Origin of the sequence: Microcoleus sp. AT3-A2 (assembly GCF_036705685.1) — a bacterium.
Classification (GTDB): domain Bacteria; phylum Cyanobacteriota; class Cyanobacteriia; order Cyanobacteriales; family Microcoleaceae; genus Microcoleus.
The window spans coordinates 141,269-162,996 of the sequence record NZ_JAUBVF010000001.1; the positions used below are offsets into that span (position 1 = coordinate 141,269).

Genomic DNA, 21,728 nt, shown 5'->3' on the forward strand with positions numbered 1-21,728 from the left:
GTCAGAATAAGTTATGATTTAATATGCCACTGATTAACAAAGCTTCTATATCATCTCGTTCTGTCCCAGCCGATCTAAAATTTAAGATTTAGAATAAATCTGTGCTAGACCTCAAATTAATCCGAGAAAACCCGCAAGCCGTGCAAGAAAGCCTCAACCTGCGCGGAGGTAACTATGAAATCGAGCCGATTTTGCAATTAGACAAACAGCAGCGGGAGTTGGAAGGCAAGCGATCGCAACTACAAGCCCGCAGCAACGAAATTGCCAAACTCATCGGTCAAAAAAGAAAATCGGGTTTACCCCTCGAATCTCCCGAAATTCAGGAACTGCAGGCAGAAGGCAACGCTGTCGGCACCGAGTCGAACGAACTGCAAGCACAGGAAAAAGACCTAAAAGCTCAAATAGAAGCTTTATTGCTGCCGCTGCCAAACTTGCCGAATCCGTCAACGCCGATCGGCAAAAATGAAGAGGAAAACGTCGAAATCCGGCGCTGGGGAGACGAATACATTCCCCAAAATCCCGATATTTTACCGCACTGGGAAATCGGAGAAAAATTAGGAATTCTCAACTTTGAACGGGCCGTAAAGATCGCTCAGCCCCGCTTTGTGAGCTTAATAGGAGCCGGTGCAGCGCTGGAAAGAGCGATTATTCAATTCATGCTGGATCGCCACACAAAAGCAGGTTATGTAGAAGTAATTCCCCCATTTTTAGTTAACACTGAATCCCTGACTGCTACGGGTCAATTACCCAAATTTGCGGAAGAAAGTTTCAAGTGCGACCAAGATGATTTGTGGCTGATTCCTACTTCCGAAGTTCCCGTGGTCAATTTGTACAGAGGTGAAATTTTGACAGCAGAACAGTTGCCAATTTATCACTGTTCTTACACTCCTTGTTTTCGGCGCGAAGCTGGCAGTTACGGCAAAGATACGAGGGGATTAATTCGATTGCACCAATTTAATAAAGTAGAATTGGTGAAACTCGTGCATCCGAGTACCTCCGAAGCAGAGCACGAAAAGTTAGTGCAGGATGCTGAGGGAGTTTTGCAGGCGCTGAAATTGCCTTATCGGGCGATCGCACTATGTACCGGTGACTTGGGTTTCGCGGCCGCCAAAACCTACGATTTAGAGGTTTGGCTGCCATCTGCGGGCAAATACCGCGAGATTTCCAGTTGTTCCAACGTCGCAGATTTTCAGGCGCGGCGGGCAAATATTCGCTTTAAAGAAGCGGGTAAAAAAGGCACTCAATTCGTTCACGCGCTGAACGGTTCGGGTTTAGCTGTGGGCCGCACAATGGCGGCAATTTTGGAGAATTACCAGCAGCCAGACGGAACTGTAAAAGTGCCGGAAGCCTTACAACCCTATTTGGGACGGGAAGTTTTATAAACAAGTTTGTAGTTATATCAAATCGGTTAGTATCGGAATTATTCCTATCTCTATTCTAGACCTCTGCATGAATCAGCGTGAATCCCTTCTTGTCATCTGCGGTTCAGAAATTCTCTTTTTTTAACCGCAGATGAGGGCAGATAAACACAGATTAACGCAGATGAATTAGAGAAATTCCGCTTGACCTTTCGTGGTTAAATGGAGGCTGGATTTGACGCCAGACGATGCTACCAGATTTGATATTACTCCGCGATTGAAATCGCTCCTATACAAACTTTCGTCCCAGCAGAAGGGGACTAAAAAATAACGTAAAACCCGAATGCTGTTAGATACCCGACAACTTCGGCGAAGTCGGGGATCTAGGTGTTCTATTTTTTATCGACTTCTTCCTTCTTCCTTCTTCCTTCTTCCTTCTTCCTGGCATCCGTTACATCCGTCGAGCGAATCCGTTGCCGAACTTCCTTCTTCCTTCTACTTACAGTTTGAGCAACGCTTCTTTGATATTTAATGCTAAAAATCTATCCAATGCTAGATACATCCAATAAACAGATAACTGACTATCGCTGCTAGTCTTCTGAAATCCCAAAGCGAGGCACAGTTTTTCGTACATAGGGTGAATCATCAGCGTGTACAAGTCGCAAAGATTGGGAAAATCTGTTTGCATTTCGCCTAAAACTTTTTGTGTGTCTTCGAGAAAAGCAATGCGGTATTCTGACAAATACTCTGGCTCGATTATCCAACTGCGGACAAATACTGACTGGCAATTTATATCTCCTGGTAGCGCCATCTTGAAAGGATCGATATCGGAAATAGAACTTAAATGAAGGCTTTTGCTAGGAGCATTAAAAAAATTGACTTCTGATTCGCTAGCTGTTGGATAAAGTAAGTAAAACCCGACTGGGTTGAGATTATCTGAGCGACGCAAAACTCGCATTCCCTTTGAGTATTGATCGGTCAAAAGCCGGAGAATTTTAGCAATTTTGTGGGGGACGGTGTTAGTGTTGCGGTTCATCCAGTTGTAATTGGTGGCTAATAAATTGGCAACGATAATTGCGTCGCACCGAGGGTTGAAATCATCTAAGTGGAGTTGTACAGGCTTTTGAGGTTCGGCGGCATCTAAAATTTCTGAAACTGGTTGAATTTGAATTGCCGTAGCGTTACCATCAAAGTGTTTTGCGATTAATCCGAGTGCTGCTAATTTATCTAACATCATTCCGGCGGCGCGATCGCTCCCGCGATCGGAATCGCAGTAAAATAGTTCGGCGGCTTCCCGGTGAGTACACTGCACTTCTGTTGCTGGCACTTCCAGTTTCGCCAGCGGTGGTTTGAGACGGGGCTGGCTTTCCTGAAGCTGTTTCACCGATAAGTAAACCCAAAGCCTGATAAAGCATTCAGCCCTAGTGCGGGTTACGCCTACTCGTTTCATCAACAGCGAAACAGCCGTGCGGCGTTGAGAAGGAGAATACCAAGTATCTAGTTTTGCAATATCCATTTCAGTCGAGAAGCAGCGAAGGAACTCTAGTTACATATTGGCTCAATTACCATAAACTTCACCCTACTTCAGGTTACTTGTTGCCGCTGTTGCTCAACTTGCCTAATTTCCGGCGACTCTACAAGATAGCTGCTTGCTCCTTGCAAGTTCACTGCTTCACAAAGCACTATCAATTTTAGATATTTTTGGGCTTGATTTAACAAACCAACGCACCCGAGTAAATTAGCAACTTTAGAGGTTTACGCCATGTACAGTGCTTATATCAATCGGATGGGAAAATTTTTGCCGGGAGAACCAATTAATAATGATGAGATGGAAGAGTATCTCGGCAAAATTGCCTCGCGCCCTTCGAGAGTCAGGCAGCGAATTCTCAACAGCAACGGGATTCAACAGCGCTACTACGCGATCGACAAACAGCAGCAAACACTATATTCTAACAGCAAAATGGCAGCGTTTGCCGTGCGCGACGCGATCGCCCAGTCAAATCTGGAACCAGGGGCGATCGACTTATTGGCCTGCGCTACCACTTTACCAGATTTATTAGTACCGGGATTTGCCAGCACAGTACACGGGGAACTTTCCGAATTATCTCCCCTAGAAATAGTTTCAACTCAAGGAGTTTGCTGTGCCGGAGTTAGTGCTTTAAATTACGCCGCCTCTCAAATCGAACTCGGCAAGAAACAAACCGCCATTGCCGTTGCTTCCGAATTTCCCTCGCGCCTGTTCAAAAACACTAAATTTGAAGTAAAAACTTCCGTGCAAGCGGGCAAACCCCTGCCTTTCGATACAGAATTTCTGCGCTGGATGCTCTCCGACGGTGCGGGAGCATTGTTGCTCCAAAACCATCCCAGCGCGACAGGAATTAGTTTAAAAATAGAATGGATTGAACTCGTTTCTCACGCCAATGCTTATCCTGTTTGTATGTATTCAGGATTAGCCAACGAAACATCGACTAAAAGCTGGTTGGATTATTCCTCTTACCTCGATGCAGCCACAGCGGGAGCTTTTGACTTGCGGCAAAATATTCGCTTGCTGGACAATGTAATGAAATTAGGCGTTGAAGGTTGGCTGCGGTTGATTAAAGCCGGGAGAGTTTGTCCGCAGGAAATCGACTGGCTGCTGTGCCACTATTCGTCTCACTTTTTCCGGGGGCAAATTGTAGAACTTCTGGAACAAGCAGGCTGCATGATTCCTCAAGAAAAATGGTTTACCAACTTATACACACGCGGAAATACAGGTTGCGCCTCGATTTATTTAATGTTAGAGGAATTGTTCAATTCTGGCAAGTTGCAGCCAGGACAGAAAATCTTTTGTTTTGTCCCGGAAAGCGGGCGCTTTACCACGGCATATATGATGTTAACTGCTGTGGAAAATACCCATAAGCCTATGAGTTCTCAAATTTCTAACTTTCATGAAGTTCCCGAATCTTCGCCTCTCGAAAGTGTGAAACCTGCACACCCCAACTCTCCGCAAGCTTATTTGTTGCGGGAGTTAGCGTGGATTTGGCTGAAGTTCGATCGCGAAATTCGTTCCGTTCCCATTGTCCGCAAATTGTACCGAGGAGAGTTTACAATAGAAGATTATCAAGCTTTGCTGTGCAATCTCCGGCCGCAAGTTGTAGAGGGAGCTCGCTGGATTGCTCGCGCTGCTTCTAACATGATTGACTTTCGCCTGCGCTCGACTTTTATCGGCCATGCCCAAGACGAACACCGCGACTATCAAATGCTAGAACAAAATTATGTTTCTGTGGGCGGTGAATTGGCAAAAATTGTGGAATATGATAAGAATATTGGCAGCGAAGCACTATCAGCTTTTATCTTCCACCAAGCATCGCGGGAAAATCCGGTTGATTTAATTGGCAGTATGTTTATTATCGAAGGATTGGGCAATCGGTTGGCGGGAAAGTGGGCAAAACAAATTCAAGAAACTCTCGGTTTGCAAGATGAACAAGTATCGTTTTTAGCGTATCACGGATCTAATGACGAGTCGCATTTAGCCAAGCTGGAAAATTTGATTAATGCCGAATGGATGACAGATGATATTGCCCGCCGCATTGTCAAAACCGCTCGCGTTACTGCTCGTTTATATTTGCTGCAATTGGAGGAAATTCGCTAATGCAAAAGCTGCAAAAACAAGATACCGAAAATCTCCCAGATGAGCAAAAAATCCCTTACGCTACCAAACCCTACAACCGCCGAGATCCGAATGTTTGGGATGTGCTGTTTTGCGATCGAGCTATTCCCGTCGATTTAGTCGCAAAAGCCTACATGATGCGGGATTTGCGAAACTGGACTCGCAATTATTTACTCATTCCCATCAAAGTAATTGCTAACTTGTTGCTGGCGGTAATTATGACAACAAAGCGCCTGTTGCCATTTCAATTTCGCGCTTACACTTTAATGCACAAATCGGCTGCATTTTTCCTAAATAACTTTGTCTCGCCAGAAGCTTGTTATTTAATTGTCCGACACATCTGCATCGGATCCAACATTATCAACTTCTTGATAGACAACGGCCCCGACACCCAGATAGAAAAGTCAAAGCTTTATCCGCGCACTGTTAGCGATTTAGCTGAAAATGCGTTTCTCGAACACGACTTAATTCTCTATAACTTTGTCTGGGATTACAACCAGGCAATGCTGACAAATCGTAACTGGTTGGAAGTCGTCAAAAAACGGGGAATAAATTATGATAGCATTCAACCAGTAGAAGTTGCTATAGATTTTGAAAAACGCAGATGGCTAAACATTCTGGATTTAGAATCGGCGATCGAATTGTTTAAAGTCTTTTATTCTCTGTGTTTGACTAGCGACGAATTTGCGCGAGCAGTGATGTCGCTTCAGTTAGATGAAAACTTCGGAGTATACGTCAGCGAGATTACCGGAAATTGCGACTGGAATCATGTAATTGTTAATCGCCATCCGCTAGCGCCCAACAGTCCATTTAATGCGGCACGCGACTTGTTTTTGCACGGGATAATTTCGGAATATCTCTATCGGTATTTGGAACTGCAAAAAGAGATGAACTAAACTCCGATTAAATAACCCTAAATACCGTAGGGGCGGGTTTTACCAATAATATTTAATAACAGCAAACAATCTACCTAAACCCGCCCCATACAACTAATAATCTACATCAACCCTTTCTTTGATATAATAAAAAAATGTATATTCCAATTGACCGTTGAGCGGGGCGGGTTTACGAGATTGTTGGTTTTAGGCATAGATGGTTGGTAAAACCCGCCCCTACGCAATCTGAAATTATAGTTGATTTTTCAGGTAAAATTAATATGAGAACTCAAGCTGCTGCTAGCTGTACTTGTTCTGCTGCTTTGGGCAAAGTCTGATTTACCACAATCCACTTGCCTGTAAGTGGGTCGCGATAAGTAATAAACGGATTAGATTTTAAAGGTTGACTGCAAGGTTTAGCGGCCATTTCTACACACTCCCAATAAATGGTATTGAATAACTACTACAACACCATACCTTTAATAATCGGCTATTTTGCCTCAAATCCGCGTGATTTATACCTGAACAATAGGTGATATTTTAGGTATATTTTGGTGACATAGAACACTGCATGATGTGATTTAAAACTGCGTTGGCAGTGAGCAGTATCACCAAAAACCTTCCGTAAAAAAAATCTGCCTTCTGGTTTTTACCTTCTACCTTTAAGAGGGCCACTATTTTCAGTATACATCTGATATTATTAAGTAAGGTAAAGACGTTTATCAGAGATCCCCTCACAAACTTATGGTGCTATTTGGATTTGGCAAAAAGTCGAGCCTGCCCTCTCCCCAAGAGGCATTACCGGGACGGGCAGAGTCGATGTCGGTACCGGCAACTCACTTTGTTAACGGCAATCCGCTCAAACCTCCCTTTCCAAACGGCATGGAGACTGCGTTGTTTGGCCTGGGCTGTTTTTGGGGAGCAGAACGCAAATTTTGGCAGCAAAATGGAGTTTTTTCGACGGCTGTTGGCTACGCAGCCGGGATTACTCCGAATCCTACTTACAACGAAGTTTGCAGCGGGATGACGGGACATAATGAAGTAGTTCTGGTTGTGTTCGATCCCAAAGTAATTAGTTACGAAACGCTGCTCAAAGTTTTTTGGGAAAGTCACAATCCTACTCAAGGAATGCGTCAGGGCAATGATTCGGGTACTCAGTATCGATCGGGAATTTACACATATTCAGCCAGCCAAAAGCAGCTAGCTGAAGCTTCGCGAGATGCTTACCAGCAGGCTTTGGCTGGCGCAGGTTACGGCAAGATTACCACTGAAATTATTGATGCTCCTGAGTTTTATTACGCAGAAAGCTATCATCAGCAGTATCTTGCTAAAGAGCCGAACGGTTATTGCGGTTTGGGCGGTACTAAGGTTTGTTTGCCTGCTATGTCTCAGGCTTAAGACTTTACGTGCCTTATGGATAGGGACACATAGATCATAACCAAACATTGTTGTGTCCCTACAAAATATCTGGTGGGGCGGGATTCTAGCCCGCCATAAAAAGCCGAATATGTTAGTAGTTTTAAAACAGGTAATAAATGCTGACTGCTGTTGTAATTATCAATTTACTAATATCTCTGGTTTGCTTTTATATAGCTGCGAAGGTGTGGAAAATCAGGCGGACGATCGCACGTTTGGAACTTCGGATCGCAGCAATCGAACGCTGTAGCAGCAATGTCCTCACTATGTCGCCGGATTTCCTTGGTAAAAGGCAGCAAGGTACCCACCAACTGCGACTACGTTATCAACAACTAGAGTTGCAACTGCAACAGGTTCAGCAACTTTTGGGATTGCTGGGTTTGGGACGGATGCTTTGGTCCAGGCGCGATCGACCTTTCAGGTAAGCTATCCTAAAATTGCCGCCCGTGCTGACTCCCTAGGATTTTCAACAATATTTCTACCTTTGTAAAGGGCTGCGATCGGGCAAACGCCCCTAAAATTGGTGTATGGAGAGAAGTTATAAAAATGTCAACTAAACGTTCAGGATTATTTATTGGCGGTTTGCTTGTGGGTTCTGCGATCGGGGCCGTGACTGGCTTGCTGATGGCACCGCGACCGGGCAAGGAGACGCGGCAGATATTGAAAAAATCGGCCGATGCTTTGCCGGAGTTGGCGGAGGATTTATCGACTAGCGTGCAGTTGCAGGCCGATAGACTTTCTGAAACTGCAATCCGAAATTGGGACGAAACTTTGATTAGACTCAAAGAGGCGATCGCGGCAGGTTTGGAAGCGACTCAGCGGGAACGCCAAACCCTGTCGGAAGCTGAAGCTGAAGTGAGTCCCCCGTCGCGGCCTCCTATCCGCTAAATGGCATGAAATTCTCAACCCCCCATCCCAGATTCAAGTGAGTGATCCCATATTTTGGCTAGGACTTTCGATTTTGCTAGTGGCAGTTAGCCTGACTGCTGTTTTAGTGACTTTAATACCTGCGGTGCAAGCGCTGGCGCGGGCGGCCCGCAGCGTGGAAAAGCTCGCTGACACGCTTTCTCGCGAATTTCCGCCCACTTTGGAGGCGATTCGGTTGACGGGGCTGGAAATTAGCGAGTTGACGGATGATGTCAGCGAGGGAGTACAAAGTGCGGGCGAGGTTGTTAAACAGGTTGATCGAAGTATTGGTAGCGCTAAAAAGCAGGCGCAAAACGTGCAGGTAACTACTCGCAGCGTGGTGACTGGGATTAAGGCTGCTTGGAAAACTTTAACTCGCAAGCCACCGATTTCTGGGACAAATCGGCGATCGACAGAGAGATTGTCGCCGAGTCAAAGAAGTGCGATTTCGCTGAGGGATTCGGGTTTGGAGGATAGGTATTCTGGGCTTTACGGTGCGGGTGCGAGTAATGGGGAATCGCCACGGTTGAGGGGTAGTGAGGGTTCGGGTTCGCCGGGGGATGCGGAAGATTTTGAGGAAGTGCGATCGAACGATTCTTGATTGCACCCAATTCCCCATCATCCCTAAACAGCACACCCATCCCACCAGCAAGGATTCTTATCAATAAAATCCATCAAGGCATCATACTTAGGCGAACCCTTTTGTTCCACATATTCCAAAGCCCCCCAACTTCCCCACTTAGTAAATTTACTCACGTCCACAAAGTGCATGAAAAGACTGCCTCCAGCTTGTTTCCAACTATTCAGTAATTGGGTGTAGATATCATACATTTCTGGACGCCTATTTAATTCCATAAAAAACTTGGTCAGTTTTTCGTTATTCTCCACTCCTTCAATACCTACAATATGTTGACCGCCCTCGTAAACAAATAACTTGAGACCTTTTTTTTGAGCCACATCTAAGAAATACTTAAAGTCATTATCCACATCGGGCAAACTATCTTTGAAGCCAGGAAGTAACCCGCCCTCTCTTAATTGCTTAAAAGCTTTGCCAAACCCGCCATCTGCGTCATTCAACCAAGACTCTACTGTGCTGACATTTTCTTTCCCGCCCAAGTTTCCGCTAAAATATCCAGCTATTGCTAGGGCATCAATACCGTGTTGATAACAAGGTTTATTGCCCTCAGCCACCCAATAGGAACACTCTAAAGAATAAGTTTCTAACTCTCTCCAAGCTCTTTGAGTTCCTAACACGCAGACAACTCGATTCTTTTGATCCCCAAAAACGCCTTTCCAGATATCGCACATTTGAGCACTACGCATTCCGTGCCATTGCATAAAAGCATCGCCTTTATCCCCCCACCTCGCTTTACCTTGTTTCAAAGCATAATGCGCTTGTGGAAATGACCAATTCCAAACCTCATTAGAATACTCTACATTAACTTTCAGCTTGGGATCTAAACTATCTTTGACCATTTTAGCAAAGTTAGTCAAATATTCATCCGTAGCCTGATGTGGCATATTAAACCAGGGTTCTGCTTGGACTTTGTTAGATAAATTCACCATAACTTCTATGGGAACATTTCCTCTGTAAGCATAGGATATACTCTCTGGTTTAGGTCGGTTTGACCATTCTTTTTGTTCAGAACCATTTGTCCCCATCCAGTCCATAAAACGCAAGACTCTAAATTTTTTAATCTTGTCTATAAACAGCGGATTAAATATTTCACCACTTTGAAAAAGCTGTTCATCTTGGGAGTGAACAACTTTAATATTGCGGATATAGTTCCCTGTTTTCTTGGGATCGGTAGCAGTAATTATAATCATTATGCCTCCGCCTTGTGTGGCATCGACATTAATGATATCCCTCCCTGGTTTCGACGCAGCCTCATCTTTTTTGGCATCAAAGCTATATTCGATCGCACCTTCACCCTCATAAGTAACAATATATTGCCCTGAAGGATAGCGATTGGGGATTTCCCTAAGTAATAGCGTACTTACCCTAGTATATTTAGGAGCCTCTTCGGGAGATGGGAGAGACTTAACCCACCCATTTTCATCAAGATTTAAAAGATTATACTCCTCTGTATCCCATTCACCTTTACAGTTTGCTTGTCCGCTAACGCATTGAGTTATCCATTGTCTAGAAGATTTGAAAGCATCTAAAAAGGGTAATTGTGTTGACCAGTCAGCAATACCATTAAGCCCAACTCCTAAAGAAGAGCGAGAATTTGATGTATTTTGTACATCTGCCCGCACAGCTACTGTGTTATTTACTTGCCGTACTGGTGTGGGAGCAATATTATTTGTTAAAGCCCAACATCCGGGAATGAAAATGACAAAAATTAATAAACCCAGCACAAAGCCCAGAGCTTTTTTGTTCGATCTGATACTTAATCGAGACATAAATTTGACTAATTTGATTGTTTTAGGTAAAATCGAAGCGGGTGTGGTCAGTTTTAATTTTGATATTTTATCAAAAAGTTTTTTCTCAAACTATCAGCTATAAGATTATTAACATTTTTGCCTCTCTGTGGAGGGGCGAGATCCCTTTCTGTCCCCAAGTGCGATCGCCCATCTAATCCTCTTTATCCAAATTTTCTGTTTTCGGAGTTTCTGAAGTTGAGGGGAATTCTAATCTGATGTTAATATCAATTGATATTGTATTTTTCTCAATCACACCTATACCAACTATTTTTACTAATGCTTCTGTAGGTACAGAATTATTTATTTTAAATTCAGGAGAAGACAGAGTTTTATATCCGGCTTCCTGTAGCCGATCGCAAATATTGCGCCAATTTCCTACAGGTTCGTTAGGTACATCTGCGAGTTTTTTAACATATTGGTATAAAGTTTTACATAAATAAACTTCTGCACTTTTGGAACTCTGAAACAGTTGGCGGGCGATTTCGGCGGGACTGCAACCGGAAAGCAATCCTCGCAGGTAAAGTTTTTCTGTTTCTGTTAGTCCCCGGCGCGATCGAGGAGAGATTTGCCGTTTAGCTTCTGCAAAAGCTTGGTACAGCCTTTCTAAATCCCAGTGTTTGGCAGCTTCGGCAAATAAGTCTTCCTTGGAGGCTATTTTCGGGTGTGCTGAGATGTGGCTAACGATAGCATAACCGAAATTGCTAGCGTTTGTTAGTTGTGTGCTAGCTTTACTTACTGTATTGTTATATACATCAAACATAGTTGAGTTTGTTGGGGCGGTGGGACGCCGAGTCGGAATACTCAGATTCAACAATGGGCGCGATCGTTTTTGACAAGAAATCATTTATTTAATACAAGCAAACACGCGGTAAGTCTCTGTACTTGTCCCGGTTCAACACGAGGAAATAACGTGTCTAATTTTTTTACGCCGGATTTTAATAACTAATTTCCGCTTGTTTGTCGCTGTTGCTTGTAGTTATAATCTTCATCGTAGTCAATAGTACCGAGCAATTCCAATATTTTTAGTTGCTTGCGACGTTGAATGTACTCGCATAAAGCCGCTTCCATTAATGTATTAGGTGTTGGATGATTACTCAAATCAAGGGCTTCTTGAAGAAGAGTTTTGTCAATTTCGAGCGTAGTTACCATGTATTTTCCTCATGCAAGTAGGGTATGACGCAATTGTCACCGAACAATGCTGTATTTTTAGTGTCACACTGAAAATATATCAATGGGCGATCGCATCTGAACTCAGAACTTCCGGCGTGACTCGTCGCCAAGTTTCTCCCCAAAGAAAGAAATCCTGATTCGGCGTAATGCACCAACTTCCATGTATAATTGCCATATTGATTAGATTGTGATGGAAAAAATATTGGGTTTTCTTGCGTTAACCCAACGGACGAGAAAAGACTGAAAAAATTGCCGTAGTGGTAAACCACTAACATCAAGCCTTAAATAACTTTACTGGAAATATACCTCAAAAAATATGAAAGCATCAGAAACTAAACTACAAAAAATCCTAGAAGGAACCCAACAATATCTTGTTCCGCTATTTCAACGTCCTTATAGCTGGGAAAAACAACAATGGGAAAACTTATGGAATGATCTGATAGACTTGACAGAACAGGAAACTATAACACCTCATTTTATGGGCTCTATTGTCACATTACAAACTATTTCTGTACCTGAAGGAGTATCTAAATATTTATTGATTGATGGTCAACAAAGACTAACAACTATTTTAATTTTATTGGCTGTTGTACGCGATCGCGCCAAACAACAAAAAGAAACAAATAAACTAGCAGAGCAAATTAATAATACTATTCTAATTAATCCTTATGAAACAGGTTTAGAACTATATAAACTACAACCTACTCAAGCAGATCGCTGGAGTTTTCATCATATTATCGATCATGGTTCTCTTAATTCTGAAACCTCTTTAATTAATGAGTGTTATCGCTTTTTTGACAAAAAAATAAGTCAGAAAAACATTGAATTGAGCTTGATTAAAACAGCCATTATTAGCGGTTTTTCCTTGGTTAGTATTCTTTTAGACAAAGACGAAAATCCGCACTTAGTTTTTGAAAGTTTAAATGCTAAAGGAAAACCATTAAGTCAAGCTGACTTAATTAGAAACTACTTTTTCATGAAGATTAATGAAGAAGAACAGCAGAAAAATTATGCCAAATATTGGGAACCGATGCAAGCTGCTTTAGGTGATAATTTGACTGAGTTTATTCGTCATTATTTAATGAAATATGGTCGGGAAGTTAAAAACGACCAAGTTTATTTGACATTAAAGGATAGGGTTAATGTCAAAAATGCTTTAGAATCTTTAGAAGATTTAGCTAAATTTGCTGATTACTACAATAAACTAATTAATCCTAGTCAGGAAACCAATAAATCTATTAATAGTTTGCTGATGCGGATCAAACGACTAGAATTAACTACAGTCTATCCATTTCTACTCAATTGTTATGATGATTACAGCGAAGGTAAATTCTCAATTGATGAATTTGTCGAAGTCTTAAAGATTCTTGAAAATTTTATTATTCGGCGTTTTGTTTGTAACCTTCCCACTAACTCCCTAAACAAAATGTTTCCTTCTCTATACAGTCAAATCAGACAAAAAATAGATCAAAATTTTATGGTGGGATTAAAGGAAACTCTTAGTAGCAAAAACTATCCCAAGGATGAGAAGTTTAAATCAATGTTAAAAGAAGTAGAACTTTATGGTGTTAAGAAGTCAGAAAAGGCTAGACTAATTTTAGAATCCATCGAACAATCATTCGGTCATAAAGAAGGGGTATCTTTCAATAATCTTTCAATTGAACATATTATGCCCCAAAAGCTAAATAAAGATTGGGAAAAATCTTTACGGGAAGATTGGGAAATAACTCACGAACTTTTATTACATACGCTGGGAAATTTAACTTTAACAGGATATAATCCCGAACTTTCTAATCATCGTTTTCCCAAAAAGCGGGAGATTTTACTAGAAAGTCATCTGGAATTAAATCAGTATTTTCAAGAAAAAACAACCTGGAATAGAGAAGATATTGAACAGCGATCGGAAGATTTAGCCGAAATTTGCCTGAAAATATGGCCCTACTTTGGGGAAGGATCGGGACAAGAGAAAATTGAGGGTATAGTTAGGGGAACAAAACCGAAATTTTTGTTTGTAAATAGCAAAAAATATACGGTTAAAACCTGGCGTGATGTGTTGGAAACTACCCTAAATATTGTTGCTGATTTAGATCAAGATAAGTTTCAGAAACTTGTTCAAAATTATCCTCGTTTTGTGAATTGGAATGATCAAAATTTAAGAGATTCCAGACAACTAGAAAACGGGGCATTTATTGAAGTTAATTTATCTGCTGAAGATATTAATTCATTTTGTTTAAAAGTTATTGAAAGAGTAGGATTAAGTTCCGAAGATTGGCAAGTTGAAACGTTTCTGCGATAATTGGTTCGCCTTGCAAGATTTCAGGGTGACGTGTGACATAACGCGAAACAGATTGTGTAGTCATCGGAGATTAACAGGACAGATCCATCTTTATTATAGCTTAAGCTAAAACTCGGTAAAAGATTCAGGGCGGTGGTCATCCCAAGTACCAAAGTGGGCCCTTATCCTATCCTAAATCTCACGCGGGCGATCGCCCTTTTTTTCCCAAAGTGCGATCGCCCTATAATTTCAGCATGGCAACCACTGTCAAATTCAACAGAGCGATCGGTATAATTAAAAAATCAACATCAAATACAGTCAATTAATGCCATGATTGCTAATTTGCCCATCAAGCTGCCTCACTTACCCAACAGCTTGCCCAGCGAAGGTTCTGTCCGCATTGAGTTGGTCAACGGACTCTTAATATTTAGCGCTTCTATTCAAACCCAGGAACGAATTCAAACTTTAACAGCTCAACAACAAGCATCAAATCTCACTCCCGAAGAACAAACAGAATTGGATGGATATCGAGAATTCATTAGCTATCTAAATTTGGTAAATGAAACCATGAAAAATACTTTTCTATATCCTTTGCGAGGCACTGTCATTGGCTATGATGAGCCGTTTGAACCTGCGGTTTCCTTGGAAGATTGGGAAGTGTTACAATGATTTTACTAGATACTCATATATGGGTTTGGTGGGTTGACGATAACACACGACTGACTCAGAAACATCGGGACTGGATACAACAATATCAATCTCAAGGTTTAGGAATCAGCATCATTTCTTGTTGGGAGGTTGCTAAATTAGTAGAAATGGGAAGACTTACTTTGTCCGTTACAGTTGATGAGTGGTTAAAACAAGCTTTGGCTTATCCCGGAGTGCAGCTACTCGAACTCACCATTCCCATCATTGTCGAGTCAACTAAACTCACAGGTTTTCACCGCGATCCAGCAGATCAAATCATTGTGGCAACTGCGAGGATTTGCGGGTGTCCCTTACTAACTGCTGATGCAAAAATTCTGGCATATCCTGATGTACAGACTCTTCAGTGACAGGTAAAAAATGCCTTAAGACGAATCTTTAGGTTGCGTTAGGATCGCGAATTAAATAACTTACAATTTTAATTGTTATTGTGGGATGGGCGTCCCGCCCGTCCTTTTTGGACGGGCGGGACGCCCATCCCACTTTCAAGAGTGGAAGTTATTTAATTCTCATTTTTTAGTCAGTTTGTCGGCATCTACGAAGACTCGTCAAAGCTCGATCGCCCTTTTTTCCCAAAGTGCGATCGCTCTTATTTAAATAATGTTAATATCGAAGCATGGATAGTGTGTACAGACTGCAAGGCGTTGAGTTTGAATGGGACACAAACAAATTCCAGATTAACCTAGAAAAGCATGGCGTTAGCTTTGAAGAAGCCGCAGAAGTTTTTTTCGATCCATTCTATCAGGAGGGAGATGCAACGGCTAATGACGAACAGCGTAACTTTATCCTGGGTTACTCCGGCACTCAACGCCTATTACTGGTTGTTTATGTAGAACGCAGCTTGCGAATACGCATCATTTCTTCCCGTCCTGCTACCCGCACTGAAAGGAAATTATATGAACAATTCTGAAGAAGAAATAAAATTGCAAGTGCGACCTCGTACAGGGGAAAGAGTCTCGCTAAACATTCCAATAGATACTTTAGCATCACTTGAGAAAATAGCGGCAAATCGAGATATGTCTGTAGAAGCCTTGCTTAAGTTTTATATAGGGCAAGGTTTACGGGAAGACTTAGCTAAAGTCTTTTCAGAACGCTTGCTGGACAAAACTGCTCAAGTTTTAGCTAGACACCTTGAGTCAGCCGAAGAAATATCAACTATTATTCGAGAAATTCAAGCTGAAACAGCACGTTAAATGATGGCGCGATTTAAGTACAAAACTAAAAGGCGATCGCCCTTTCTGTCCCCAAGTGTGATCGCCCTTATCTAACTTCTATTCCCCTCACATTACTAAGCCACTGCAAGTTCATATTGCAGAACTAAAATTTCATCAGCTTTCAACATAGCCATAGCATATTCACTCCCTTGACTATCAGCAAACTCCACTAAATACTGACATTCCTTTTCCGTATCATACACTTCAATAATAGTTCCCACAAGTCCAACTGGCAAACTAGAAATAGATGCGTATTCTGGTTCCACTAGCGCTAATCGCGTATTTGAAATCGGCTTGAGAATCGCAACAGAATCCAAAACTCTAAAGTGTTTGATCATAGTTTAAGAAAAGCTGAAATTCAACAACGGTTAGAATTAGTTGAAGTAATCCCCCAGAAGTACCTTCTCAAGGTTTTTAGGGGCAGGTTTAGTTAGGATATACGCAATCGCAGCGAGTTTACCCATTTCACGCACCCGCCCTCCCCACGCTAGGATATAGGCATTACTTAGGCCTTAAGTTCGCGCTGCTAAACTCAGAAGCCACAATCATCGACCCAATCCCCGCATCCGTAAATATTTCTTGCAGCAAAGCATGAGGAATTCTACCGTCAATAATGTGAGCACCATTCACACCCTGAGCCAAACTCCGCACACAACAATTAACTTTCGGAATCATCCCCCCAGAGACAACTCCCGACTCAACCAACTGTCTCGCTTCCTGAATATCTAACTTAGCAATCAGACTCTCTGGCTTGTGATAATCCTCTAAAATTCCCGCAGTATCAGTCATCAAAATCAACTTTTCTGCTCCCAAACCAGCCGCAATTTCCCCAGCCACTGTGTCAGCATTAATGTTGTAAGATTGACCTTTTTCATCCGCCGCCACGCTCGACACCACCGGAATATAACCGCTGTTCACCAAAGACTCTAAAATCTGGATTTTTACGCCGCTGACTTCACCCACAAATCCAATTCCTTCCCGGCCATCTGGACGAGCTTGAATCAGATTCGCATCTTTGCCACACAATCCCACTGCTTTGCCGCCAGCTTGGTTGATTAACGAAACAATTTCCTTATTTACTTTCCCAACCAAAACCATTTCTACAACTTCCATTGTCGCCGCATCAGTCACCCGCAAACCATCCTTAAATTGCGGCTCAATTCCCAATTTTTCCAGCCAAATATTAATTTCCGGGCCGCCGCCATGAACCACAACCGGACGCATCCCCACGCAAGCTAGCAGCACAATATCCCGAACCACCTTGTCTTTGAGATTGCTATCTTTCATCGCCGCACCGCCATATTTGACCACAATGGTGCGACCGGCAAAGTGTTGAATGTAAGGCAGTGCTTCGGACAGCACCTCTACTCGATTAGTGTCCGAATTCCTAACAAAATCGCTTTGTTTGAGCATGGGTAAATTACAAAAGACTAAAAACTTAATTCTAAACTTTAATGGCTAAAGCACATATTAACAGCCACAAAAATCACTTTTTCCCTTCAAGTTATGGACGCAGAGGCCCGATCGCCCTTATTGAGCCCCATCCTCAAAAAAAACATAGGTTTTTTTTATAAAAGCATTAAAATTTATGTATTATAACTTATACATTTTTTGCTACAGTCAATAAATGTATAACTCCCTAGATTTACTTAACGTTTTATGTTAACTGCTGTCGCCCAAAACTCCGAAAACCTTCAGTACAAGCTACCATCAGAAGCTGAGTCGTCCCCCCGGATGACGGTATTTTGCGATTTAGACGGGCCCATAGTCGATGTGTCCGAGCGCTACTATGCCACCTATCAACAGGGATTAGCCGATACTCAAGCAGCTTATCTCGATCGGGGAATCAACCTCAACCTTCAAATCCTCAGCAAACAGCAGTTTTGGCAGATGAAGCAAAACCGAGTGCCCGATGCTGAAATAGCCAAAAGTTCCGGCTTGTCGGGAGAAGAAATTCACGTTTTTCTCGGATGCGTCAGTCAGATTGTCAATCAGCCAGACTTGTTGCACTTAGATCGCATCCAGCCGGGAGTGCAATGGGCGATCGGACTTCTGCACTCCCGCGGCGTGCGACTGATTTTAGTCACCCTGCGGCCGAGAAATCAAGCCGTTCAACTGTTACAAAATTACGGTTTAGCCAGACTGTTTACCAGCATTCGCGGAACTCAGATGGCGGATGCCGCCTATCACAACTATACAGCCTTAAAAACTGAATTGTTGGCTGAAGTGGCAGAAGAATTTGAGTCATCGCTGGGTTCGGCTTGGATGATTGGAGATACAGAAGCAGACATCCTCGCAGGAAAAGCATTGGGAATACCTACAATTGCCGTTACCTGCGGAATTCGCAGCCGCTATCAACTCCAAAAGCACCAGCCTAATTTCATTCTCAGCGATTTGATTATTGCCGTTCATCACTTATTAGGTTCGGCTCAACAAGTAATAGTAGAATGACTACAGTTAACTGTTGACTGTTGACTGTTGACTGTTGACTGTTGACTGTTGACTGTTAACGAATGACTGATGACTGATGACTAATGACTAAGATTTTTCTAAATTCCTGGTCATTTCCCACAAGCGATTGAGCGGGAAATAAATCACCGGAGCCCAAAGACTGCTAAGAATAGCAGAACACAAAGCCACTCGCTGGTGATAGCTCCAAATTTCCAGTAAAGCCCGATCGCCCATAGAAAAAAATTGCAGCCCCATCACCGTTTCTGCTACCACCGCCATCCCAAACACAATTAGCGCGATCGGAATCGGATCTCTCTCAACAATATCTACCGGAATCGACCAGGTTTTCTGCAAAACAACTGTTAGGACTCCTACAACAACTAGACTCACAGCGTGGCTGGGATGAGGAGCCGTCATCGCATCTTGAAGAAACCCCAAAACCAAGCCCATGCTTGCAGCTCCCCAAACTGTACGTTTCCGCTTAATACTCCAAGCTACCAACCAAATTAACAGCCAGTTCGGTCCAATTCCCAGCAATTCCATTCCCGGCAGCCGAGTGGGCAATATCAGTATGCACAGCATCACAGATAGAAATGTAACTGCGAAGTTGAGAAATGGGCGCGATCGCGAAGACATCCGAGATAAAGCTTTCATTGTTGCTGTGCTCCCTCAGATGCTGCTGAAGATTGACTCTGTAAATCTTTCGTTTCGGCTTGCTTAGAGTGGGGGTAAACCACCGCCCACTCCAGAGCATTCATCGGTGCAGAGAACTCAACAACAGCTTCTGGAGCCGGAGTTTTATTCATATCCACCGAAACCACTTTTCCCACCGGCAAACCAGGAGGGAACAACTGACTAAAAGAAGAGGTTGAAACCACATCCCCAGGCTTGACATTGGGAACATTATCAAAAAACTCCATCACAGCCTGATTACCGCCTTTCCCGCGCATAAAACCCATGTGGCGACTGCGGGTAATTCCGACACCCAATTGACTTGTAGCGTCGCTGACTAACAGCACCAAGCTAGTATTAGGAGTAACGCTGACAACCCTGCCTACCAAACCGCCGGGGCCCATGACAGTAAAATCTGTTTTGATGCCATCCTTACTGCCACGCCCCAAGGTTACTTGCTGCCACCAGTGGTCGGCGCTGCGACCGACAATAGGAGCTACAATCCCTGCTGGTTTCTTAGCCGAAACGTAACCTAAAAGCTCTTTTAGCTTCTGATTTTGATTTTCTAATTCTAATACCTGCGCTTGCAATTCTTGAGTGCGCGCCGAGATGAGTTCCTCTTGCCCAGAGCCGTTGGCGTGAAACGGACGAGTCACCCAATTGTAGACTTCAAATACTGCCTCACCTTGTGTTTCCCGAACTCCCCAAGCGGCCGTTACAGCTAAACCTAAAAGAGCTATTGGCAGTCGCAGATCCCACCACTTTCGGAATGTATTTTTTAGCATAATTTCACTAATCTAAAATTGTTAAGTCAGGATTTTAGATTTGAGATTGCAGCCGTATTTCTAAATCCACAATCCCAAATTTGTTAACTACATATTACGCGACGACTGCCCGCTGAAAACCCGTTCCAACTGTTTGTTTTCCAATACCCTACCAGTCCCCAGAACCACGCAGCACAGCGGATCTGCTGCCACGTGAGTGACAATTCCTGTTTCGTGACTGATCAGAGTATCTAAACCTTTCATCAGCGCGCCACCACCAGCCAGCATAATTCCCCTGTCAATAATATCTGCTGCTAATTCCGGGGGGGTGCGTTCCAAAGTACGCTTGACAGCTTCCACAATTACTGAAAGCGGTTCCGACATACTTTCGCGAATTTCAGGGCCTTTGATAGTAACAGTTCGCGGCAAACCCGACAGTAAGTGCAAGCCCCGCACTTCCATCATTACATCGTCATCCTCTGGAGTTGGATATGCAGAACCAACCTGAATCTTAATTTCTTCAGCAGTGCGTTCGCCGATGACCAAATTGTGAACTTTTTTCATGTATTGGACGATCGCCTCATTGAGTTCGTCGCCGGCTACCCGCACAGACTCACTGATCACCGTACCTTGCAAACTCAAAACCGCAACTTCCGTCGTACCTCCGCCTATATCTATAATCATATTGCCAGTCGCCTCAGCAACAGGCAGCCCAGCCCCGATCGCCGCAGCGATGGGTTCATCAATTAACCGTACTTCTCTAGCACCAGCCTGAGTCGCCGCCTCAATGACAGCACGCCTCTCGACTCCGGTGACACCACTGGGGATGCCAATAATTATCCGTGGCGAAACTAAGCTTCGGCCTTCGTGAACCCTGCGGATAAAAGTCTTAAGCATGAGTTCTGCCGTATCGAAGTCTGCAATTACCCCGTCGCGAAGCGGGCGCAGTGCTATGACATTCCCTGGCGTGCGGCCGAGCATTTTTTTGGCTTCTTCTCCAACAGCCAGCGGTATTTTTAAATCTTGGTCGATCGCCACTACAGAAGGTTCCTGCAGAACAATACCTTGGCCCGATACATAAACGAGCGTGTTAGCAGTACCGAGGTCGATACCCATATCTCTAGATAACGAAAATCGATTGAGAAGACCCACTGATTCGTACCCCCCCCAAAAACTAAAATACTATTGTGTGCAATAATGTTGTTACAAAAGTGTAACCGAGGTGGATTCTATTACGTTTTTCATCCTGAGTCTAGTCAGAAATGTACATTGTCGAGCTCAGGTTGAGCGCAGACTTGCCAATCATCCACCATCAATATGTTCTCCTAACTCGATGTACAATCAGGATGAAGCCTCACAAGCGTTGTTCCAAGTTCAGTTTGGAGGCTAATGCGCGTGTGGACTGTTTAACTACATCACCGATCGACCACATTCCCAAAAAAGTTTATGAGTCTTAATGTTGTGACTTTAGTAGGCCGCGTCGGCGGCGACCCGGACGTGAAGTATTTTGAGTCGGGTACAGTTAAGTGTAGTTTGACGCTGGCAGTGAACCGCAGAGCCAAGAACAGCGATCAACCAGACTGGTTCAATCTGGAAATCTGGGGCAAAACAGCGCAGATTGCTGCTGATTATGTTCGCAAAGGCTCTCTAATTGGCGTAACAGGCTCTTTGAAGTTCGATCGCTGGCAAGATCGCAATACGGGTTCAAATCGCTCGAAGCCTGTAATTAAGGTAGACCATTTAGACTTGCTGGGTTCCAAACGCGACAATGAGTCGGGTATGTCGCAACACAACAGCGAATTCTAGTGTTTGGGGAATTAGGGAATTAATATTTGTGAATTGGGTG

24 protein-coding genes are annotated in these 21,728 nt (G+C 43.3%); 14 read left to right on the forward strand and 10 right to left on the reverse strand.

Annotation, left to right across the window (positions count from 1 at the left end):
- Positions 1-101 precede the first annotated feature (101 nt).
- Positions 102-1,382: a serine--tRNA ligase gene (gene serS, locus QUB37_RS00610; RefSeq protein ID WP_333158097.1), complete on the forward strand. Its 1,281-nt coding sequence runs from the start codon at positions 102-104 to the stop codon at positions 1,380-1,382.
- Between the two features lie 475 nt (positions 1,383-1,857).
- Here the strand turns inward: serS and QUB37_RS00615 are convergent, their stop codons facing one another.
- Positions 1,858-2,874, reverse strand: a complete 1,017-nt coding sequence (locus QUB37_RS00615; protein ID WP_333158099.1) for a hypothetical protein — start codon at positions 2,872-2,874, stop codon at positions 1,858-1,860.
- Between the two features lie 246 nt (positions 2,875-3,120).
- Between QUB37_RS00615 and QUB37_RS00620 the strand changes: the two genes are divergently transcribed.
- Complete coding sequence (locus QUB37_RS00620; RefSeq protein ID WP_333158101.1) at positions 3,121-4,989, forward strand: 3-oxoacyl-[acyl-carrier-protein] synthase III C-terminal domain-containing protein; 1,869 nt, start codon at positions 3,121-3,123, stop codon at positions 4,987-4,989.
- Positions 4,989-5,903: a DUF6999 family protein gene (locus QUB37_RS00625; protein ID WP_333158103.1), complete on the forward strand. Its 915-nt coding sequence runs from the start codon at positions 4,989-4,991 to the stop codon at positions 5,901-5,903. Before QUB37_RS00620 ends, QUB37_RS00625 begins: the two co-directional genes overlap by 1 nt.
- A 268-nt stretch (positions 5,904-6,171) precedes the next feature.
- Here QUB37_RS00625 and QUB37_RS00630 read toward each other — a convergent pair whose 3' ends face one another.
- Complete coding sequence (locus tag QUB37_RS00630; RefSeq protein ID WP_333158105.1) at positions 6,172-6,309, reverse strand: hypothetical protein; 138 nt, start codon at positions 6,307-6,309, stop codon at positions 6,172-6,174.
- Positions 6,310-6,626: 317 nt separating this feature from the next.
- Between QUB37_RS00630 and msrA the strand changes: the two genes are divergently transcribed.
- The 4 genes from msrA (at position 6,627) to QUB37_RS00650 (ending at position 8,805) form a co-directional block, all read left to right on the forward strand.
- Positions 6,627-7,280, forward strand: a complete 654-nt coding sequence (gene msrA, locus QUB37_RS00635) for a peptide-methionine (S)-S-oxide reductase MsrA (protein WP_333158107.1) — start codon at positions 6,627-6,629, stop codon at positions 7,278-7,280.
- Positions 7,281-7,417: 137 nt separating this feature from the next.
- Positions 7,418-7,723 (forward strand): hypothetical protein, encoded by a 306-nt coding sequence (locus QUB37_RS00640; RefSeq protein WP_333158109.1) that lies wholly within the window; start codon positions 7,418-7,420, stop codon positions 7,721-7,723.
- Between the two features lie 121 nt (positions 7,724-7,844).
- Complete coding sequence (locus tag QUB37_RS00645; protein ID WP_190663664.1) at positions 7,845-8,186, forward strand: YtxH domain-containing protein; 342 nt, start codon at positions 7,845-7,847, stop codon at positions 8,184-8,186.
- A 37-nt stretch (positions 8,187-8,223) separates the two neighbouring features.
- Positions 8,224-8,805 carry a DUF948 domain-containing protein gene (locus QUB37_RS00650; protein ID WP_333158111.1) on the forward strand — a complete coding sequence of 194 codons (582 nt, stop codon included), beginning with the start codon at positions 8,224-8,226 and terminating at the stop codon, positions 8,803-8,805.
- A gap of 23 nt (positions 8,806-8,828) precedes the next feature.
- Here QUB37_RS00650 and QUB37_RS00655 read toward each other — a convergent pair whose 3' ends face one another.
- From QUB37_RS00655 to QUB37_RS00665, 3 genes are all read right to left on the reverse strand, one after another.
- Entirely contained in the window at positions 8,829-10,610 is a 1,782-nt protein-coding gene (locus QUB37_RS00655) for a cellulose-binding protein (protein WP_333158113.1), read from the reverse strand.
- Positions 10,611-10,782: 172 nt separating this feature from the next.
- Complete coding sequence (locus QUB37_RS00660) at positions 10,783-11,391, reverse strand: DNA-binding response regulator (protein WP_333158115.1); 609 nt, start codon at positions 11,389-11,391, stop codon at positions 10,783-10,785.
- A gap of 182 nt (positions 11,392-11,573) precedes the next feature.
- A complete protein-coding gene (locus tag QUB37_RS00665; protein WP_333158117.1) occupies positions 11,574-11,780 on the reverse strand; it encodes a type II toxin-antitoxin system VapB family antitoxin in 207 nt (68 codons plus the stop codon).
- Positions 11,781-12,117: 337 nt separating this feature from the next.
- Between QUB37_RS00665 and QUB37_RS00670 the strand changes: the two genes are divergently transcribed.
- The 5 genes from QUB37_RS00670 to QUB37_RS00690 all read left to right on the forward strand — a co-directional run bounded on the left by QUB37_RS00670 (position 12,118) and on the right by QUB37_RS00690 (position 15,974).
- Positions 12,118-14,097, forward strand: a complete 1,980-nt coding sequence (locus QUB37_RS00670; protein ID WP_333158119.1) for a DUF262 domain-containing protein — start codon at positions 12,118-12,120, stop codon at positions 14,095-14,097.
- Positions 14,098-14,406: 309 nt separating this feature from the next.
- Entirely contained in the window at positions 14,407-14,745 is a 339-nt protein-coding gene (locus QUB37_RS00675) for a hypothetical protein (protein WP_015174148.1), read from the forward strand.
- Positions 14,742-15,131: a type II toxin-antitoxin system VapC family toxin gene (locus QUB37_RS00680; protein WP_333158121.1), complete on the forward strand. Its 390-nt coding sequence runs from the start codon at positions 14,742-14,744 to the stop codon at positions 15,129-15,131. The genes QUB37_RS00675 and QUB37_RS00680 overlap by 4 nt, the downstream gene beginning before the upstream one ends.
- Positions 15,132-15,397: 266 nt before the next feature.
- Positions 15,398-15,691 (forward strand): BrnT family toxin, encoded by a 294-nt coding sequence (locus QUB37_RS00685; protein ID WP_333158123.1) that lies wholly within the window; start codon positions 15,398-15,400, stop codon positions 15,689-15,691.
- On the forward strand, positions 15,678-15,974 hold the full coding sequence (locus tag QUB37_RS00690) for a hypothetical protein (protein ID WP_333158125.1): 297 nt from the start codon (positions 15,678-15,680) through the stop codon (positions 15,972-15,974). The genes QUB37_RS00685 and QUB37_RS00690 overlap by 14 nt, the downstream gene beginning before the upstream one ends.
- A 95-nt stretch (positions 15,975-16,069) precedes the next feature.
- Here QUB37_RS00690 and QUB37_RS00695 read toward each other — a convergent pair whose 3' ends face one another.
- Together QUB37_RS00695 and argB are read right to left on the reverse strand one after the other, a co-directional pair.
- On the reverse strand, positions 16,070-16,261 hold the full coding sequence (locus QUB37_RS00695) for a DUF4926 domain-containing protein (protein ID WP_333300865.1): 192 nt from the start codon (positions 16,259-16,261) through the stop codon (positions 16,070-16,072).
- Positions 16,262-16,496: 235 nt separating this feature from the next.
- Positions 16,497-17,408 (reverse strand): acetylglutamate kinase, encoded by a 912-nt coding sequence (gene argB, locus QUB37_RS00700; protein WP_190663671.1) that lies wholly within the window; start codon positions 17,406-17,408, stop codon positions 16,497-16,499.
- Positions 17,409-17,654: 246 nt separating this feature from the next.
- Here argB and QUB37_RS00705 point away from each other — a divergent pair, with 246 nt between their 5' ends.
- Positions 17,655-18,446 (forward strand): HAD family hydrolase, encoded by a 792-nt coding sequence (locus tag QUB37_RS00705; protein ID WP_333158129.1) that lies wholly within the window; start codon positions 17,655-17,657, stop codon positions 18,444-18,446.
- Positions 18,447-18,533: 87 nt separating this feature from the next.
- Here QUB37_RS00705 and mreD read toward each other — a convergent pair whose 3' ends face one another.
- The 3 genes from mreD to QUB37_RS00720 all read right to left on the reverse strand — a co-directional run bounded on the left by mreD (position 18,534) and on the right by QUB37_RS00720 (position 20,998).
- Positions 18,534-19,100, reverse strand: coding sequence for a rod shape-determining protein MreD (gene mreD / locus QUB37_RS00710; RefSeq protein WP_333158131.1), 567 nt, complete (start codon positions 19,098-19,100; stop codon positions 18,534-18,536).
- Complete coding sequence (mreC, locus tag QUB37_RS00715) at positions 19,097-19,903, reverse strand: rod shape-determining protein MreC (protein WP_333158133.1); 807 nt, start codon at positions 19,901-19,903, stop codon at positions 19,097-19,099. Before mreC ends, mreD begins: the two co-directional genes overlap by 4 nt.
- Positions 19,904-19,990: 87 nt before the next feature.
- The gene (locus QUB37_RS00720) at positions 19,991-20,998 is read right to left on the reverse strand and encodes a rod shape-determining protein (protein ID WP_015174156.1); all 1,008 of its coding nucleotides are present in this window, start codon (positions 20,996-20,998) and stop codon (positions 19,991-19,993) included.
- A gap of 330 nt (positions 20,999-21,328) precedes the next feature.
- Here QUB37_RS00720 and QUB37_RS00725 point away from each other — a divergent pair, with 330 nt between their 5' ends.
- Positions 21,329-21,688, forward strand: coding sequence for a single-stranded DNA-binding protein (locus QUB37_RS00725; RefSeq protein ID WP_333158137.1), 360 nt, complete (start codon positions 21,329-21,331; stop codon positions 21,686-21,688).
- Positions 21,689-21,728: the final 40 nt, after the last annotated feature.

What these genes read in the sequence shown, in the direction of transcription:
- QUB37_RS00670 (WP_333158119.1), top strand. Translation starts at nt 12,118, where the DNA reads ATGAAAGCATCAGAAACTAAACTACAAAAAATCCTAGAAGGAACCCAA.
- QUB37_RS00640 (WP_333158109.1), top strand. Translation starts at nt 7,418, where the DNA reads ATGCTGACTGCTGTTGTAATTATCAATTTACTAATATCTCTGGTTTGC.
- QUB37_RS00690 (WP_333158125.1), top strand. Translation starts at nt 15,678, where the DNA reads ATGAACAATTCTGAAGAAGAAATAAAATTGCAAGTGCGACCTCGTACA.
- QUB37_RS00685 (WP_333158123.1), top strand. Translation starts at nt 15,398, where the DNA reads ATGGATAGTGTGTACAGACTGCAAGGCGTTGAGTTTGAATGGGACACA.
- QUB37_RS00675 (WP_015174148.1), top strand. Translation starts at nt 14,407, where the DNA reads ATGATTGCTAATTTGCCCATCAAGCTGCCTCACTTACCCAACAGCTTG.
- QUB37_RS00630 (WP_333158105.1), bottom strand. Translation starts at nt 6,309, where the DNA reads ATGGCCGCTAAACCTTGCAGTCAACCTTTAAAATCTAATCCGTTTATT.
- QUB37_RS00655 (WP_333158113.1), bottom strand. Translation starts at nt 10,610, where the DNA reads ATGTCTCGATTAAGTATCAGATCGAACAAAAAAGCTCTGGGCTTTGTG.
- QUB37_RS00615 (WP_333158099.1), bottom strand. Translation starts at nt 2,874, where the DNA reads ATGGATATTGCAAAACTAGATACTTGGTATTCTCCTTCTCAACGCCGC.
- QUB37_RS00620 (WP_333158101.1), top strand. Translation starts at nt 3,121, where the DNA reads ATGTACAGTGCTTATATCAATCGGATGGGAAAATTTTTGCCGGGAGAA.
- QUB37_RS00645 (WP_190663664.1), top strand. Translation starts at nt 7,845, where the DNA reads ATGTCAACTAAACGTTCAGGATTATTTATTGGCGGTTTGCTTGTGGGT.
- QUB37_RS00725 (WP_333158137.1), top strand. Translation starts at nt 21,329, where the DNA reads ATGAGTCTTAATGTTGTGACTTTAGTAGGCCGCGTCGGCGGCGACCCG.
- QUB37_RS00625 (WP_333158103.1), top strand. Translation starts at nt 4,989, where the DNA reads ATGCAAAAGCTGCAAAAACAAGATACCGAAAATCTCCCAGATGAGCAA.
- mreD (WP_333158131.1), bottom strand. Translation starts at nt 19,100, where the DNA reads ATGAAAGCTTTATCTCGGATGTCTTCGCGATCGCGCCCATTTCTCAAC.
- QUB37_RS00705 (WP_333158129.1), top strand. Translation starts at nt 17,655, where the DNA reads ATGTTAACTGCTGTCGCCCAAAACTCCGAAAACCTTCAGTACAAGCTA.
- QUB37_RS00680 (WP_333158121.1), top strand. Translation starts at nt 14,742, where the DNA reads ATGATTTTACTAGATACTCATATATGGGTTTGGTGGGTTGACGATAAC.
- msrA (WP_333158107.1), top strand. Translation starts at nt 6,627, where the DNA reads ATGGTGCTATTTGGATTTGGCAAAAAGTCGAGCCTGCCCTCTCCCCAA.
- QUB37_RS00660 (WP_333158115.1), bottom strand. Translation starts at nt 11,391, where the DNA reads ATGTTTGATGTATATAACAATACAGTAAGTAAAGCTAGCACACAACTA.
- argB (WP_190663671.1), bottom strand. Translation starts at nt 17,408, where the DNA reads ATGCTCAAACAAAGCGATTTTGTTAGGAATTCGGACACTAATCGAGTA.
- QUB37_RS00665 (WP_333158117.1), bottom strand. Translation starts at nt 11,780, where the DNA reads ATGGTAACTACGCTCGAAATTGACAAAACTCTTCTTCAAGAAGCCCTT.
- mreC (WP_333158133.1), bottom strand. Translation starts at nt 19,903, where the DNA reads ATGCTAAAAAATACATTCCGAAAGTGGTGGGATCTGCGACTGCCAATA.
- QUB37_RS00720 (WP_015174156.1), bottom strand. Translation starts at nt 20,998, where the DNA reads ATGGGTATCGACCTCGGTACTGCTAACACGCTCGTTTATGTATCGGGC.